General features: G+C 27.7%; 17 protein-coding genes. 2 read left to right on the top strand and 15 right to left on the bottom strand.

Annotated elements, in window-relative coordinates; genetic code table 11:
* The 13 genes from CLCHR_RS18080 to CLCHR_RS18020 all read right to left on the bottom strand — a co-directional run.
* Nucleotides 1-884: glycosyltransferase family 2 protein (locus tag CLCHR_RS18080; RefSeq protein ID WP_079441309.1), on the bottom strand; the 884-nt coding region annotated here is incomplete at its 3' end.
* Between the two features lie 36 nt (nt 885-920).
* A complete protein-coding gene (locus CLCHR_RS24920; RefSeq protein WP_079441308.1) occupies nt 921-2204 on the bottom strand; it encodes a hypothetical protein in 1284 nt (427 codons plus the stop codon).
* The gene (locus tag CLCHR_RS18070; RefSeq protein ID WP_079441307.1) at nt 2194-3390 is read right to left on the bottom strand and encodes a glycosyltransferase family 4 protein; all 1197 of its coding nucleotides are present in this window, start codon (nt 3388-3390) and stop codon (nt 2194-2196) included. The genes CLCHR_RS24920 and CLCHR_RS18070 overlap by 11 nt, the downstream gene beginning before the upstream one ends.
* Nucleotides 3391-3430: 40 nt before the next feature.
* A complete protein-coding gene (locus CLCHR_RS18065) occupies nt 3431-4549 on the bottom strand; it encodes a glycosyltransferase (RefSeq protein WP_079441306.1) in 1119 nt (372 codons plus the stop codon).
* Between the two features lie 24 nt (nt 4550-4573).
* A complete protein-coding gene (locus tag CLCHR_RS18060) occupies nt 4574-5659 on the bottom strand; it encodes a glycosyltransferase (protein WP_079441305.1) in 1086 nt (361 codons plus the stop codon).
* A 378-nt stretch (nt 5660-6037) separates the two neighbouring features.
* A complete protein-coding gene (pssE, locus tag CLCHR_RS18055) occupies nt 6038-6511 on the bottom strand; it encodes a PssE/Cps14G family polysaccharide biosynthesis glycosyltransferase (RefSeq protein WP_079441304.1) in 474 nt (157 codons plus the stop codon).
* Nucleotides 6508-6966 carry a PssD/Cps14F family polysaccharide biosynthesis glycosyltransferase gene (gene pssD, locus CLCHR_RS18050; protein WP_242966146.1) on the bottom strand — a complete coding sequence of 153 codons (459 nt, stop codon included), beginning with the start codon at nt 6964-6966 and terminating at the stop codon, nt 6508-6510. Before pssD ends, pssE begins: the two co-directional genes overlap by 4 nt.
* 101 nt (nt 6967-7067) lie before the next feature.
* Entirely contained in the window at nt 7068-8426 is a 1359-nt protein-coding gene (locus tag CLCHR_RS18045; protein ID WP_079441303.1) for a UDP-glucose dehydrogenase family protein, read from the bottom strand.
* 77 nt (nt 8427-8503) lie between these two features.
* Nucleotides 8504-9166 (bottom strand): sugar transferase, encoded by a 663-nt coding sequence (locus CLCHR_RS18040; protein WP_079441302.1) that lies wholly within the window; start codon nt 9164-9166, stop codon nt 8504-8506.
* Nucleotides 9167-9513: 347 nt separating this feature from the next.
* Nucleotides 9514-10272 (bottom strand): tyrosine-protein phosphatase, encoded by a 759-nt coding sequence (locus tag CLCHR_RS18035; protein WP_079441301.1) that lies wholly within the window; start codon nt 10270-10272, stop codon nt 9514-9516.
* 44 nt (nt 10273-10316) lie between these two features.
* Nucleotides 10317-11048 carry a CpsD/CapB family tyrosine-protein kinase gene (locus CLCHR_RS18030; protein ID WP_079441300.1) on the bottom strand — a complete coding sequence of 244 codons (732 nt, stop codon included), beginning with the start codon at nt 11046-11048 and terminating at the stop codon, nt 10317-10319.
* 4 nt (nt 11049-11052) lie between these two features.
* Nucleotides 11053-11748, bottom strand: coding sequence for a YveK family protein (locus tag CLCHR_RS18025; RefSeq protein ID WP_079441299.1), 696 nt, complete (start codon nt 11746-11748; stop codon nt 11053-11055).
* Between the two features lie 92 nt (nt 11749-11840).
* The gene (locus tag CLCHR_RS18020) at nt 11841-12407 is read right to left on the bottom strand and encodes a GNAT family N-acetyltransferase (protein ID WP_079441298.1); all 567 of its coding nucleotides are present in this window, start codon (nt 12405-12407) and stop codon (nt 11841-11843) included.
* Nucleotides 12408-12749: 342 nt separating this feature from the next.
* On the opposite strand from CLCHR_RS18020, the gene CLCHR_RS18015 reads away from it, so the two are divergent.
* Complete coding sequence (locus tag CLCHR_RS18015) at nt 12750-13583, top strand: MBL fold metallo-hydrolase (RefSeq protein WP_079441297.1); 834 nt, start codon at nt 12750-12752, stop codon at nt 13581-13583.
* Nucleotides 13584-13699: 116 nt separating this feature from the next.
* Here the strand turns inward: CLCHR_RS18015 and CLCHR_RS18010 are convergent, their stop codons facing one another.
* The gene (locus CLCHR_RS18010; protein ID WP_079441296.1) at nt 13700-14410 is read right to left on the bottom strand and encodes a Crp/Fnr family transcriptional regulator; all 711 of its coding nucleotides are present in this window, start codon (nt 14408-14410) and stop codon (nt 13700-13702) included.
* Between the two features lie 274 nt (nt 14411-14684).
* Here CLCHR_RS18010 and ric point away from each other — a divergent pair, with 274 nt between their 5' ends.
* Nucleotides 14685-15383 (top strand): iron-sulfur cluster repair di-iron protein, encoded by a 699-nt coding sequence (ric, locus tag CLCHR_RS18005; protein ID WP_079441295.1) that lies wholly within the window; start codon nt 14685-14687, stop codon nt 15381-15383.
* A 229-nt stretch (nt 15384-15612) separates the two neighbouring features.
* Here the strand turns inward: ric and CLCHR_RS18000 are convergent, their stop codons facing one another.
* On the bottom strand, nt 15613-16833 hold the full coding sequence (locus CLCHR_RS18000; RefSeq protein WP_079441294.1) for a Zn-dependent hydrolase: 1221 nt from the start codon (nt 16831-16833) through the stop codon (nt 15613-15615).
* Nucleotides 16834-16842 lie beyond the last annotated feature (9 nt).

The following is a 16842-nucleotide window of genomic DNA, read 5'->3' as shown; positions in this document are numbered from 1 at the left end:
ATATAGATATCTTTATTTATTTCTTTAAATACTTGCTTTTTCATATTATTGAACTCTAAGTTCTCCATATTTTTTTTAGATGAATACAACATATCTAATAGTGTTTTAACTGAAAAGAAATATAATTCTATGCTTCCATTTATTATTTCTGATTTGTAATTATTTTCTTTGAAAAAATCTATCATGTCTGCTGAATTATAAATTAGATCTAAATTCCTAAGGTTGAATTTTTTCTTTGTTATACTTCCTTCATTACCTTGATTATAGTAATATAATTTTTCATTAATAAATGATACCCTGTTACTTCTATGTACTAATTTATAGAAAGTAGCCATATCTTCAAAGAGTTTTCCTTCCGGAAAATTAACTTCATTAAATAATTCTTTTTTATATATTTTATTTTGGGCATGAGATCTAAAATAAGTGTGATTTAGATACCTTAATAGAGTTTCATTTCTATCTAAAATTCCAAAATCCTCAAATTTATTATTACTTATATCTTTTCCTTTTAAATCATATTTCATATCGCATATAACTATATCCGAATTATCTTTAACTGCTTTATTGAACATTTTACTATACATATTTATATCTATGTAATCATCACTATCTACAAATCCTATAAACTCTCCTTTAGCATATTTTAGTCCCATATTTCTAGCAGAACTTAATCCACCATTCTCTTTTTTTATATATATAATATTAGAATACTTACTTGAGAATTTATGTATAATGTTTTCACTATTATCAGGCGAACCATCATTTACTATGATAATTTCAATATTATCTAGATTTTGATTAACTATACTATGTATGCATTTTTCTAGATAATTTTCTGTTTTATATACAGGAACAATAACACTTACATTTATTTTTAATTTCATTATTAATACTCCTACTCAAGAATTTTATACTATACTCTATACTTCCTTTATGTCATCTTTCATGTATATCAGTTTAGATAAATTTAATATTAAAAATATGAATAAGCTTAATATCATCATTTTATCTCCAAGAATAGCTATTCCATTAAAGGTATTAATATCTGCAAATACAATTAAATAACTTAAAAGCAAATCCCAATGTCCTCTTTTCATAAGTATTATTATTGGTATAACCATGATAAATAGGTAAATCATAATAGTCATTATAATTCCCATTTCTAAAGAAAACATTCTAATCGGATATTCAAAAGCTGCGGAAGCCCAATCTACATAAGAATTTAAAATAAACGTAAAACCATTTCCATACCCTGTGAAAAACTTAATTGGAAATATATTCATTGATGTTATTTCAATCCATTTTTCACTTCTTCCTGAAGTTAAACTACCAGTTGTAAACCTATAAATTAAAGTATTAAAAAGTCCAATTTTTAATGCAATAATTAATCCAAACATAATTAACAAAATTTTATTTATTATATTACTACTCTTAAATAACAGTAAAACAGAAACACATAAAAGTACAAATCCAGTTTTACTTCCTGTAAAAGCTAAGCCAATAGTAGGAACAACTAATATCCATACTGGAGATTTTCTTTGCTGCAAATATTTATTGTATAAAATATTTAATACTAAAAACATCAAGTATAATTCTGTATTAAATAAAGGGTGCCCCATAAATGAATATAATCTTTTTGCCTCATCAGACATACTATTTGCAATTATCTGTTCCTGAGTTCTTGGACTCATAAAAATGCTGATATAATTATTTATTTTAATACCAAATATTATTTCGCATATTCCTATAATGGTTATGATAATTATTACCGTGTTTAATGTTAAAATGGTTAATTTGAAAATATTTTCAAACGAATTATTATTTACCTCTTGAATTATCAATATCAATGGAAAAATAAATGCAATAATGCACTTTATTATTGTAAATAAGCTATCTTCATATAAACTAGCCGTAAATATATAAATTATTATAGCAACATAGAAAAGGGTAAACTTTAATTTATTTAACTCATTAAAATTATTTAAAATTAGTAAACTTACACTAAATAAACTTAATACATTTATGGCTGCAAAAGTATTCCCTAATAAACCTTCTCTTAACTCTTGAGAAAAAATAAATAGTGAAGTAAGTAAGATAATAAATATTTTTTTGTTTCGATAATTTCTTTTTATAAGATGTAACTCCATATAATCATCCTTCATCAATTCACAGTTATTTTTCGATTCTAAATTATTAATTCTCAATTTTAACCACTTGACTTAGTAACTTATTCCACTTTTCAATTGTGTTTTCTACGCTGAAATCTTTGGCTCTTTCTATTGAGTTTTTTGATATCTTTTTTCTCTTTTCTTCATCTTTTATTAAATCAAATATAGCTTTTCCTAAGGCATCTATATTATTGCGTGGAACTAGAATCCCGTTTTCATTATTTTTATTTATTATTTCTTTTGGACCAGAGTTTTCAAAAGCTATTACTGGAACTCCGCATTCCATTGCTTCCGTTATTACTAGTCCAAACCCTTCCCATCTTGATGATGAAACAAAAATAGATGAATTTAAGTAATACTTCTGGATTTGATTTGTGAAAGGTTCAATTCTTATTTGGCTATTTAACTTTAATCTATTTATTAAATCATTTAAATTATTCTTTTCTTCTCCATCCCCAACAATTGTTAATGTCCAGTCTCTACACTTTGCAGCTATAGTGCTGAAAGCATTAATAAGTAAATCAAAACCCTTTTGATCTTTTACTAATCTTCCGACAGATATAACGTTTTTTTCAGTACATTCTGATTTTAAAGGACTAGTAAAACTCAACGGATTATAAATCCTCTCACAATCTGCTAAAAAATATTTTCTTATATTATTCTTATCTTCATCGGTTAAAACAATATATTTATCTAAGTTTTTTAGATATGATTCAAATAGTGCATTCTGCTTATAATTATATTTATTTGGAGTATTAAAGTATGCATAATATGAATTATGCTGCCACCCTATTACTTTGCAATTTAACTTATCACATATTATAGCTAACAGTAATGAAAAATATCCTTCGACCCCAATAACAACGTCATATTTTTTGTTATTTAGATACTCTATAAAGTTATCTTTTAATTCTGTTGGATAATAGGTTCTCTGTAAAATCCGGATCATATTCTTATTGTTTAAAACACCTGTTCTTTTATTTATTTTTCTTCCAGCACCACTTAATATTTTTGATACTGAACCTATTTTTTTTATATCAGAATTAATATTAACATGTACATTAGAATTCAAATTATATAACTCTCTATTAGTTGCATATTTATCTAACGTACATAAAACTTCGACATCATGATGTTCAGCTAAACTGCTTGCTATTACAGAAACTACTCTTTCTACTCCCCCATAGCTAAAAATAGAATTTGTTAAAAAGCATATCTTCATAATAATTACCTCTTTACTGCCCCATTAATTATGTGCTAACTTAGTATTCCCAGATTAACTGTTTTAACTCAACTATTATCTTTTTCATTTGAAATTCCCAAGTTAAATTTTCTTTTGCATATTCTCTTATTTCTTCCGAACTTATATTGTGAGTGTTTTTGTATTTTTCTAGAAGTACTTTGATATCTACAGACTTATCGTTTTCTTCTATTTCAAAAATATAAGGCAAACCCATGTTTATTAATCTATCTTTGTATCCTAATATGATTGGAATTCCTCTTGCTAAAAATTCTTTAGATTTTATTGGATCATGCCCACCTCCTGCTCTATATAAAGCTAAAGAAGATACTCCTATATCCATTTCATCAAAGATATGATCTAATTCTTCTCCATTTTTAGCACCTAGAAAATGAACATAATCATTTAGTTTATATTTTTCTGTTAGTTCTCGTAAATTATTCTTCTCACTACCTTCGCCAATTATATAAAAATTTACTTCCTCATTACACTTATTTATATTGTCTTTATAGTAGTCATTTAGTCCTTCTATAACCCTATCATAACCATGCCACTTGGCTAAATTTCCTATACCAACCAAATTAATTTTATTAAAACTTTTATTTGTATGATTAACCATTGGAAATCTATCTATTTCAATTCCATTATTTATACCTATAGTTTTAATTGAAAAAATATCACTATCATCACTTGTAACACTTATTCTGAATACATACTTATGTAAAAGTGGAGTTATAATTTTATCTAAAGTTAAATCTATTACGCCTTTAATACTCTTTTTATCTATCTCTGATCGATATGGATATGTTGGAATCTCTACCACAATCTTAATTCCATTTCTATGTAATAATTTTATTATCCTTAAAAAATTATAGTTACCTCTGCAATATCTTAAATAAGCAAAATCATAATCTAATTTAATCTTCTTTATACACTTATATATATCTCTGCACGCAAAATATCTAGTAACTGTCGTCCCTAGTTTTTTATTATTCATATATATCTCTTTGTTTTTTAGTCTAATATAATCAATACTGTTACCAATATTTCTGAATGCATTAATTTCTCCTAATATTTTTTTTGATACTCCAATATCCAAACTATATTCATCATCTACTTTAGCTATGTATATACCCTTCATATTTTCTCCTATTTAAGTGTTAAATTAACTATTTTCTTTTAGTTTTTTATATTTTTCCACATGTTTACTTATATATACATCGCTATTAAAAAATTCTTTGTATTTTCTTTCGGCATTCTTTTTCATTTTTACGAATGTATCTTTATCAAAATAGAGTCTAAGTATATTCTCTTTAAACGATTCAATATCTTTCATTTCTACCAAATAACCATTATACCCATTTACAATTTCTTCATTAGTTCCATCTATGTTAGTAGCTACAACTGGAACCCCTTGCGAGAACGCCTCTAATGGTGCTAAAGGTAATCCCTCTATATAGGAGCATAAAATTAATATATCGATATATTTTAAATGCTCTATTACATTATCTTTTGATCCTAGTAAATATATATCATTCTCAAGTTTTTCATTTTTAACAATTTCTCTTATGTTATTTAATTCAGGACCATCACCAAGTAAAACAAATTTAATCATACTATTTATTTTTGTAGTTCTCTTAGCTACTTCAACAAAATCATATACCCCTTTATAGTCAACTATTCTGCTTACCTGAGCTACTATAAAATAACCATTTTGCTTTAATTTTATTAGTTCATAATCAACTTCCTTGTTTTCGCTATAAGTCTCTATAGTATTATAGATTGTTTCTATATTTTTATCTTTTAACCTACTCTTTTGAATCAATATTCTTTTTGCTGCTTCACTGACAGTAATAATACTAATGTTGCTTAGCGCCAATTTAGTTAACTTAAACTTGTTTTCAATGCATAAATGTTGAGTATGAATAACCTCAACTTTAGTAAACTTTGATACAACTTTGGCTATTAAAGTAGTCATCCTATGATGGCTATGAATTATATCAATTTTCTGCTCATTTACTAACTTAATGAGTCTTTCTATATTTAAAATAATATTATGTGGAGCCTTATTTTCCACATCTAAAATAGGATAATTAATGATTCCCAACTTTTCAAATTCTGGTAATAGTGCTCCCCCTGCTTTGCTGGCAATAATGATTTTATTATTATTTTTTAATTCTTTAGATAGTTTTAAAATACATTTTGCAACGCCTCCAATTGTCATTTCATTATTTAAATACAATATATTCAAATCAAATTTCTCCTTCAAAATACATTAATTTAATAAAGTTAATCTACTATTACATAGATATCAAATACAAAACTTAGTCTTACGTAATAGCTTAAAGTCTTAACAAATTTGTAAATATTTTTATCTCATAGGTCAAATACTCGATTTAGATATCTTTAGGTATTCCAAATTATGCTTAAACTTATTCCATATAAATTAAATTAGTTATAAATTTTATTAAAATAAAAAAATAGGAGATTATTTTATTTGTTTTTCTAATATTACTAGAAAAACAAATAGATAACCTCCTAATAAAGACTATATTAAATTTGTAATTTTATATATTTAAATTCTTTTGTATTGATATTTTCAAGTATACAAATATGTATATACTAAACTTTATCTGATAAAATCATCGATAGATTCAATTATGGCATCAGTATTAGATATGTAATCTTTCAACTCATGATTTTCGATGTTTTCTATTACATTCTCCAACTCATCTATTTCTTTTACTACATCAATAAATTTCATTTTTTCAAATTCACCTATTATTTGTAGTTGATGATTGTCTACATGTTCGCCATATTCCTTTAATCTAGGAATAGCAATTACCTTTTTTCCCTGTTTTACTGCGTTTACTATTGCACCAGTACCTCCATGAGTAATTACTTTATTGCTCATTTCCATTATTTCTTTAAATTCATCTCTGTCTAAAAAATTTTTAAAGCGATAATTCTTAGGCTTATAATCACTATATCCAGTTTGAGCAAATATATTTTCTTTTATGCTATTTTTTTCAACCAATACATCTAATTCTCTTAATAACCTATTAAATTGAAATTTTTGAGATCCAACAGTTACAAATATCAATATATTCCCCCCTTATATATGGCATATGGATAAACTTTAAGCATATCTTTCCATTGAACATAAAATTGGTCTGCAAATCTACTTAGCAATCTTCCAGTTAAAGTTGGAGAATTAACTTTTGCAAATGATTCTATAAAAATAAGTTTTCTTTTAAAAATCTTTGCTAATAAGCACATAGGTATAGTTGCCAAAGCACCTGTGGATATTATTACATCAGGTTTTTCTTTGAGAAATATCCTAACGGTATTAAAACTATTTAATATCATTTTATAAATAAATGTTTTTTCATTTCTATTTACTTGATTTAAATAATATATTTTTTTAGAATTTTTAGCCACAGAATAATCAGTCTTTTCTGTAACTATAAAGCTTTCATACTTATTCATTAGTGGCTTTAACATCATTAACTGTTCAAAATGGCCACCTGTTGAAGCAATAAAGCATACTTTTTTCACTTGAACACCACCTTTAATTTAGTTAATAGTCAAAAATAATACTTATGAAAATTCAGAAAAACTAATTAGCTTTTCTGAATTAGATATTTTCTATTAATTTATTATTGGCCAATTGCGACTTCCATTTCTTTTTCTTTTTCAAGATGCTTTTCGAAATTTAGGACAGCTTTTCTTCCAATTGAATAATAATCAACGTTTCTTTCTTTAGTTTCTTTTATTTTATAACAATTTCTTCCGTCGAATATAATCGGAGTATACATTAACTCTTCGTATACGCTTAAGTTTAAACTTTTAATTTCATTCCATTCTGTGAATATAAATGCTATATCTGCATCTTTCAATGTTTCCTCTGGAGTATTTGCATATGTTATTTCACTTGGATAAATCCTTTTAAAATTATCAATTCCCACTGGATCATATGCAACTATTTGCGCACCTTCATCTAGTAATCTTCTGACATTCGGGATTGACGGTGCTTCTCTTAAGTCATCTGTTCCCGGTTTAAAAGTTAAACCAAGTACAGCTACTTTTAATCCCTTTAAGCTTCCAAATCTATTCTTAGCTTGTCTAAATAATTTATATTTTTGATTTTCATTTACTTCTATTGTTGCTTTTATTGTTTTTAATTCATAACCTCTATCATTAGCAAGCCAATGAAGTGCTTTAGTATCTTTTGGGAAACATGATCCACCATATCCAATTCCAGCATTTAAGAATTTATCTCCTATTCTAGGATCAAAGCTCATTCCTTTAGCTACATCTTCTATGTCAGCTCCAACCATTTCACAAAAATTTGCTATTTCATTCATAAATGATATTTTAAGAGCTAAGAAATCATTTGAAGCATACTTAATCATTTCTGCGCTTCTTCTATTCGTAGCAACTATTGGTTGATTATAACCTTTATATACTTCCCTTAAAAGAACTTCTGCTTTCTTTGATTCAACGCCAATTACAATTCTCTTAGCATATAAAGTATCTACAACTGCTGTACCTTGGGCTAAAAACTCTGGATTTGAAGCCACTTCAATATTAACATTATTTTTAACCTTTTCTTTTAAATACTCTTCAATTTTATCATTTGTTCCTATTGGAACTGTTGATTTAACTACTACCAAACAATCATTTTTTACATTATCTACAATTTGTTTACAAACATTAAATACATAATCTAGATTAGCTGATCCATCTTCTCTTTCTGGAGTACCAACGCCAATGAATATTAAATCTGCATCTTTATAAGCATTTCTATAATCAATTGTAAAATCTAATCTACCAGCATCATGATTTCTTTTAAGCAATTCATCTAAACCGGGTTCATATATAGGTGAAATTCCTTGCTTCATCATTTCAACTTTATTTTTATCTATATCAACACAAGTTACATTATGTCCTATTTCTGAAAGACATGCTCCTGTAACTAAACCCACATATCCTGTTCCAGCTACTACTATTTTCATATCTACCTCCATAGTATCATTTATTTTATTAAATAATCTTCCTTATCCCTGTCCTACCCATAGTTTCATACAATTACCTATCTTGCATGCTTGTCACCAAACAACACAAAAAATGTTTTAAAAATCAATTTAATATCAACTAAAATACATCTATTTTCTACATATCTAAGATCCAATTTCATCCAATCTTCAAAATCAATATCATTTCTACCTGATACCTGCCAATAACAAGTTAGTCCAGGTTTAACTTTTAGTCTAGTCATCATCCAATTATCGAATTTTTCTACTTCCTTCGGAAGTGATGGTCTAGGCCCAACTAAACTCATCTCTCCCTTTAATACATTGAATAATTGCGGAAGCTCATCTATGCTTGTCTTTCTTATAAATCTTCCAACTCTAGTTACCCTTGGATCATCCTTGATTTTAAACATCGGTCCACTCATCTCATTTTTACAGTGTAGTTTTTCTTTCAATTCTTCTGCATTAATGACCATTGATCTAAACTTGTACATTTTAAAAACTTCACCATTTTTGCCTATTCTTTCTTGTGCAAAAATTATAGGTCCTTTTGATTCAAGTTTTATCAATAATCCGACTATAAGTAATATAGGAGTTAAAATTATTAATCCAGTTAATGAACAAAGGATATCCATAGTTCTTTTGAAAAAGTAATATTCCACCCTAGGTTCTTCTCTATCTCGGAAGATAGCTTCCCCCTTATTAATTTCTAGTTGCTGCATTTTTTCACCGCCCTATGATAATTAATTAATAATTAAGTATTCTTATATTTTTCTTATAGAATTATGTTAGATTAAGAAGAAACTTAATTATCTTCTTACTTTAAGATAAGTTTTTCCATATATTTTTATTTGTCTCTGCACTACTTACTACATATATTACAGTGAGGTACTTTGTATTTCAACGCACAATTAACGCTATATTAAGCAATATACAGTGTAGTTGCTAATATAGCGTTTTATGACAAGTTTTTATTTATTTTTCTTTATTTTGGAATTTCAGTTCTAAGAATGTTTTTTATACAACTGAATAACTGAATTTAAAGTAATTAGAGTTTTTTCAAATTCAATTAAATTCTCAAAAATGAAAAAATCGATTTTTTCATTTTAACTTTTTTTCCAACAAATTCTATTGCACTATCTCTTAATAATTTCTTAGAACTTTCTTCAAATATATTTTCATTTATTTCATTTAATGCATTCATAGCTTTCTGCAATCCAGTAGTTCTATTATCAGTATCATGTGCATCTGATCCAATAAAGTTATATAAATTATTTTCTAAAAATAGACTAGCAGTTTTTTTTATACTTTCTCCAAATCTACCTTCTATACTTCCTGCGTTTAGTTGAAATAAATATCCAGCTTCAATAAACTTATTAATGAGAGTTGGATCTTCTCTAAATGGCTTATACCTTTCTGGATGGGCAATTATTGGTACTATATCTCGTACTTGGAGTTCATATAATACATCTATTATATTTTCGTCGAGTCTATGCATGGGGAATTCAATCATCATATATCTAGAATCATTAATAGTTCCTATGTTACCTTCAAGGTAATCCCGAATTATATTCTCATTAAAATAAACTTCTTGCCCGCTGTAAACCTTAATATTAATTCCTTCCATATGAGCTGCATTATTTACTTGTTCTACTAAAACTTTAACCTCTTGTATTGTTGATTCTCCATATTCTAATAAATAATGAGGGGTCGCTACTATTTCATTAACTCCATCTTTTTGCGCTTGTTTAAGCATATCCAAGGTCATGTGCATATCTTTTGAACCATCATCAATGCCTGGTAATACGTGTGAATGAATATCTATCATTAACTCACCACCTTAACTCCATTAAACATTATCGTAACAATTGTCTATTTCTCATCTTCGTTTCCATAATAAGCATAATACTTTCCTCTTGTATTTTCTACAGCATTCAGTACACTTCCAATAACATTTGCTCCAACTTTATCTAAAAGGTTTTTTGCTTCTATTACTACATCTTTTTTGGTTTTCCCTGCTCTTACTACTAAGATAGTTCCGTCAACTTTAGTTGATAGTATCTGAGCATCCGTAACAGCTCTTAACGGAGCTGTATCTAGGACAATTAAATCATATTCATCTTTCAGCCTTTCTATTAAGTTTGTCATAGCCGCTGATCCAAGCATTTCTGATGGATTTGGTGGAATCTTCCCTGAAGTTAAGTAATTAAAATTATTATTATGCTTCTGTACTGCTTCATCTAATGAAACTTTACCAAGTAATACTTCTGAAACTCCTACTAAGTTTGAAGTTCTAAAATTTTTGTGTACTGATGGTTTTCTTAAATCACAATCAACTAAAATAACTTTCTTTTCACCTTGAGCAAAAGAAATAGCAATATTTCCGGCAACTGTTGACTTTCCCTCTGCCATTTCTGAACTTGTAACAGCTATAGTTCTTATTTCCTTATCAAAAGATGAATATTGTATATTAGTTCTTAGTGTCCTAAATGCTTCTGCATCTACTGATTTCGGTTTGTCTTCTACAACAAAACCAGCATAAATTCTTCTATCGACTACTCTCTTATGTTTTGTACTACTTTTTATTCTCTCCAATAATGACATACTATCACCCTTTCTGAGGCTTAGAATACTCTGGAATAGTTCCCAGAACTGGAACACCTAGCATTTCTTCCATCTGTTCTCTGGTTTTAAAAGTATTATTCATGAATTCTAACAGAAAACTTAGACCTATGCTAATCATGAACCCGATTATAAAAGCAATAGCTATATTCATCTTTCTATTTGGACTTACTGGGCTTTCTGGTATTTTCACACTTTCTATTATTTTTACATTTCCATTTGGTATAAGGTCTTTTGATGACCTTATAAATTCGTTTGTTACCGAATCTACAACATTTCTTGCCATGATCTTATCTGGATTTGTGTAACCTATTTCTAATATCTGTGTGTCTGCTCTTGGGACAACTGTTAACGTACTGAGTATATTTTCTGATTGTAAGTTCAAATTGCTTGAACTTACAGCCCTATCAATTAGGTCCGTAGTTTGAATTATCTCTGCATAAGTCTTTAAAAGTTTTTGATACATCAAAACATCATTATTGTTATAGCTTTGTTCCTGACCTTGCGCATTATTCTCTTTTCCTATAAATACCTTAGTATTTGCTTGATACTTTGGCGAAATAACAAAAAAACTTATAATTGCTGAAAGTATAGTTGAGATTAAAGTAATTAAACATATCATCTTCCATCTTTTCATTAAAATATTTACTATTTCATCAATTTTCAAAAAATCTCTATTCATAATATTCAAGCGCTCCATTACAATATATTTTTCTTTCATTGTATTAAAAGTAAATATAGTTTTAGTAAATTTTGCGCCTTTCATTCATTTTTTTATTGTAGTAAAGTAATTTTTACATATTCATTATAAAGTTTGCTTGGGGTAATCTCCTTATATAAATGCTCTAGACCGTCATTAATATTTGAATCCGTCACTTCTTCATTACATAAACACATAATAGAATATTCTACATTGAATAATAAACTCAAAATATTTGTCATCCTCATTCCATTGTTTTTATAAAAATTAATTCTTCTTTCACGTGTTACTCTTTCTTCAACATTTGGTGAAGAATTAATGCTTTCTACTTCTACTATAATTCCAATGTAATTCCTGCATTGTTCCTTTAATAAATTTAGGAATTTACTTCCTATTCCTCTATTTCTATAAATGGCACATACTGAGTAATAATCTATCAATAGATATGATTTTGACGTGACTAAAAATGCATAAGCTAATAGCTTATTATCTTCATATAAACCATAACATACATAAATTCCTCTTTTAATAAGCTTTTGAATTACTTCAATCGGCTTTAACTCTTCTGGTGGGAAATCTATCTTCATATGTTCCTCATGTATATTTTTAATTTCTTCATCGCTTAATTGTTTTAAATACATTTGTGTTCATCCTAACATATATAATTTTGATAATACCTGCTTAATTATAACATACGTTTGCATTATTCAAATAAATCCCTTAGATAATACTTTACCTAATATACTCTCAAAAAAATGATAATGAGATTAATTTATTATTTTAGTTTAAACAAAGTTTATAATTCCTATTCTTTTTAGCCCATCTATATAAAGAGCTTTTTTATTTAAACTGGATTTCTAAGCATTGTTTTCGTTTGTAACATTATATACAACCAATGCATTACTTTGTCGAATATATAGTAATTAAAATGGCCTTATGGTAATATTAAAAATAATGAACTTGAAGGGTGATGATTATATTTTATGAGTAACGGAATTAAATTGATAAATGATATTAACAAATGTATTCTAAAAGATAAGGATATGGCATTTTGGTGGATTGGACAATTGGGATATGTAATTAAGATAGGTAAACAAGTTCTTTATATAGATTCGTTCTTATCAGAATTTCCTGGTAGAATCATTCCAACTTTATTACAACCAGAGGAAATAACTAATGCTGATTTTATAATAGGTACTCACGATCATGATGATCATATAGATAGAAAGGCATGGCATCAAATATCACTAAGTTCTCCAAAAGCAAAATTTGTAGTACCTAAGCATCTTATTGATGACTTATCAGAAAGCTTAAAAATTTCAAGAAGTCGTTTTATAGGTCTTGATGATGGCATATCATTTTCAGAAAACGGTTTAAAAATAACTGGTATTCCGTCAGCACACGAATTTCTTGACCAAAACCCTGAAACTGGCAGCTTTCCTTATTTAGGCTACGTCATTGAAGGCAATGGCTGTACTATATATCATTCTGGAGACACTTGTTTGTATGAAGGAATTTATTCAAAGTTAAGAACTTGGAATAAAATTGATGTTATGTTTCTTCCTATAAACGGAAGAGATGCAAAAAGATATCGTGAAAACTGCATAGGAAATATTACATATCAAGAAGCTGTAGATTTAGCAGGAAGTATAAATCCGAAACTAGTTGTTCCAGGCCACTACGAAATGTTCTCGCAAAATAGTGAAAATCCACTATTATTTGCTGATTATATTGACGTTAAATACCCTGAAGTTAAGTATTGGATTGGAAAGCATGGAGAAATGGTAAAACTATCAGATCATACTATAAATATATAGAATTAAAATTTATATACTAACTAAACGAAAGAAATGTCACTCTATTTTTCATACCGTTGAAAGTACAGAGTGACTATTTTTTCTATTAATCAAGGTACTTTTTTATTAATTCTATATTACTCAACATAAGACTTTAAGATATCTAATTGTTTAATGAATAATACTTTATTTCCTTTAAGACTTACAATCCCTAATTCCTCAAAATTACTAAGTTTCCTACTAATAGTTTCTCTCGTTACTCCAGTGTAATTAGCCATTTCTTCTCTATTTATTGGTAAATTTATTTGTAATCCTTCTTCCGTACTAATTCCATACTTTTCTGCGAATTCTAACAACATATATGCGATTCTTATTTCCGCATCATTTGTTGCTAAATTTTGTGCTAAATTTTCTGTTTCAGTAAGTCGTTTTGTAATAACTTCAAGTAGTTTTAATGATATTTCCGGATTACTAATAATAATTTTACTCATATCTTCCTTAGATAAAGTACATATTTTTACATCTGATATAGCATAAACATCAAAATTGTACTTTTCATTACTACTAAATAAGTTCAATTCCCCAAAAAAATCTCCACTTGTGTAGATATGAACTATTTGTTCTTTTCCTTCTTTAGTTAGTTTAGATAGTTTTACTTTTCCTTCGTTTATAATAAATAATGCATCTGATTTCTCACCTTCCCTACAAAGAATCTCACCCTTTTTATATGATTTATGACCAGTCAAATTAATAATTTTTCTAAGCTCATCATCGGATAAGAATGAGAATATAGGTACTTTCTTTGCACATAAGGTGTGAGTGCAAACTTCACAATTACATTCTTTCATATTTAATCACCTACCATTACTATTATCATAACACTTATGTTTAATGCCAGTAAATAAGCATTTTTATAATTGATTATGAATCTTTAGAATTCTTTATACATTTACTTTTTACGACTTCATTTTTAATAGAATCCCTTCTATTATCATAACAAAATCTAATAAATTTAAAAATTTGATTTAAATCATATTCTTATAATACATATGATTATAAAATGAACACATAAGAAACAAGTCATAAAAATACATTAGTTAATTAGATTTGGAGGAACATAATATGAAAAAGAATATAAATAAAAATCAAAAGCTTGGTGAGATAGTTTCAATTTTTCCTGGTGCTACAGAAATTTTTAATAGATATAAATTAGATTATTGCTGTGGGGGACATGATACTTTAGGTGATGCATTAACTGCACTCTCGTTAGATTTAAGTGTGATTATTGAAGAACTTAATTCAAAGTATGATAAGTTTATTAATACAAATTCATCATACAAAGACTGGAGAAAAGAAACACCATCTTCATTAATAACGCATATAGTAGATGTTCATCATGACTTTACAAAAAAACAACTTAAAGAGATTGATACAATGTTATTTAAGGTACTAAAAGTACATTTTAGACATCATGGTGAGGAATTACTACAGGTTCATAAACTTTTCGGATCTTTAAAAACTGAACTTGAAGAACATTTAGTTAAAGAAGAAGAAGTACTATTCCCACTTATAAAAAACTATGACCTATCAAAAGATGATAGAATCCTATCGGATATACACAAAGTTATAAATGATACCGAAAATGAACATGATGCCGCTGGAGATATTTTAAAAGAACTAGAAAAAATAACGAGAGACTTTACCGCACCAGAAGGATCTTGTACTACTTTTAAACTTGTATATACAAAGCTCCATGAATTAGAAAAAGATTTGTTTATTCATATTCATTTAGAAAACAGTGTTTTATTTGATATGTTCTAAATGTTATTGATAAACACAGCATAACTTAGACTTATGTATATAGCTCACAGAAATTGGATGCATGTTTATGAAATAGACATGTGAATAGAAATATTTCAGAACCAGGAACAAATAATCACATATAATTATTTATAATGAAAACCATGCAATAAAATATCTATAACTAAAAAACCAATCTTATAGATTTATATCTTAAGATTGGCATTTTTAATTTAGTAATATGAATATATTACTTTTTATCAATATCTAAGACTGTTTGTAACAATACATTGGCACCTTTTAAGCAGTTCTCAAGGGGAGTAAATTCTTTTTCACAATGACTGTGCCCTTTTTCACTTGGAACAAATATCATTGTAGTAGGAATAATATCTGTTATAAATTGTGCATCATGTCCAGGACCACTATACATTCTCTTTGTTGTATATCCAAATTCCTTTGCATTTTTCTCAACATAATTTACAAATTCAGAGTGAAAATGTACTGTATTTCTTGACCAAGCTTTTTCAAAACTTGCTTCACATTTTTCAACTGTTTTAGGGATGGCCTTAATTATTTCGAGAACTTGATTTATTACTTCTGGATCTTGATGCCTCGCATCTAACGTGAATTTAACAAGATCTGGAATAACTGTGTGAATATTTGGATGGGCTGAAATCTTTCCTGTTGTATATACTAGCTTACTATCAAGCTTATCAAGTTCATCATGCAGATATTGAATGGTCTTTACAGCTGCATATAAAGCATCTTTTCTATATTTCATTGGAGTTGTCCCTGCATGGTCTGCTTGACCTGCAAAAGTAAATTCATAGTTTATCATACCGCAAACACCTTCAACTACTCCGATATCAATTTTTTCATCTTCTAAAACAGGTCCTTGTTCAACATGTAATTCAACTAACGCTCTGTATTTTTCAGGAGTCATTCGATTTTCAACTTCTCCCATGTATCCACTAGCTTCTAAGGCTTCTTTAAATGTAATTCCTTCTGTATCTTTTGATGCTAACATAACATCTTTATCAAATTTTCCTGTAATAACACCTGATGACATCATTGCAGGTTCAAAACGTGCCCCTTCTTCATTTGTCCATATAACAACTGTTATTGGATGCTTATGAGGTATTTTTTCAGTAACTATAGTTTCTGCTACTTCTAATCCTGTAAGAACTCCTAAAATACCATCGTAATTTCCACCTTGCTTAACTGAATCAGCATGAGATCCCATCATAATTGCAGGTAGATTTTCATCTCCAGGAATAGTTGCATAAATGTTTGCCATATCGTCAGTTTTTATTTCCATTCCAAGTGCCTTACATCTTTTACAAAATTCCTCTCTTGCTTCCAAAGCCGCAGGTGATAAAGATAATCTAGTAATCCCCCCTTTGCCTGTATCTCCAAATTTACTAAAAGTTGTAATTTTATCTTGAAGTCTTTCTTTATTACACATTAACATATCGATATC

The organism is Clostridium chromiireducens (genome assembly GCF_002029255.1).
GTDB lineage: Bacteria > Bacillota > Clostridia > Clostridiales > Clostridiaceae > Clostridium > Clostridium chromiireducens.
This window is presented reverse-complemented; position numbering and strand designations above follow the sequence as displayed.

Bases quoted from the DNA above. Each gene is read 5' to 3' on its own strand.
- CLCHR_RS18070 (WP_079441307.1), bottom strand. From the start codon at position 3,390: ATGAAGATATGCTTTTTAACAAATTCTATTTTTAGCTATGGGGGAGTA.
- CLCHR_RS18065 (WP_079441306.1), bottom strand. From the start codon at position 4,549: ATGAAGGGTATATACATAGCTAAAGTAGATGATGAATATAGTTTGGAT.
- CLCHR_RS18045 (WP_079441303.1), bottom strand. From the start codon at position 8,426: ATGAAAATAGTAGTAGCTGGAACAGGATATGTGGGTTTAGTTACAGGA.
- CLCHR_RS18040 (WP_079441302.1), bottom strand. From the start codon at position 9,166: ATGCAGCAACTAGAAATTAATAAGGGGGAAGCTATCTTCCGAGATAGA.
- CLCHR_RS18035 (WP_079441301.1), bottom strand. From the start codon at position 10,272: ATGATAGATATTCATTCACACGTATTACCAGGCATTGATGATGGTTCA.
- CLCHR_RS18030 (WP_079441300.1), bottom strand. From the start codon at position 11,048: ATGTCATTATTGGAGAGAATAAAAAGTAGTACAAAACATAAGAGAGTA.
- CLCHR_RS18025 (WP_079441299.1), bottom strand. From the start codon at position 11,748: ATGAATAGAGATTTTTTGAAAATTGATGAAATAGTAAATATTTTAATG.
- CLCHR_RS18020 (WP_079441298.1), bottom strand. From the start codon at position 12,407: ATGTATTTAAAACAATTAAGCGATGAAGAAATTAAAAATATACATGAG.
- CLCHR_RS18015 (WP_079441297.1), top strand. From the start codon at position 12,750: ATGAGTAACGGAATTAAATTGATAAATGATATTAACAAATGTATTCTA.
- CLCHR_RS18010 (WP_079441296.1), bottom strand. From the start codon at position 14,410: ATGAAAGAATGTAATTGTGAAGTTTGCACTCACACCTTATGTGCAAAG.
- ric (WP_079441295.1), top strand. From the start codon at position 14,685: ATGAAAAAGAATATAAATAAAAATCAAAAGCTTGGTGAGATAGTTTCA.
- CLCHR_RS18000 (WP_079441294.1), bottom strand. From the start codon at position 16,833: ATGTTAATGTGTAATAAAGAAAGACTTCAAGATAAAATTACAACTTTT.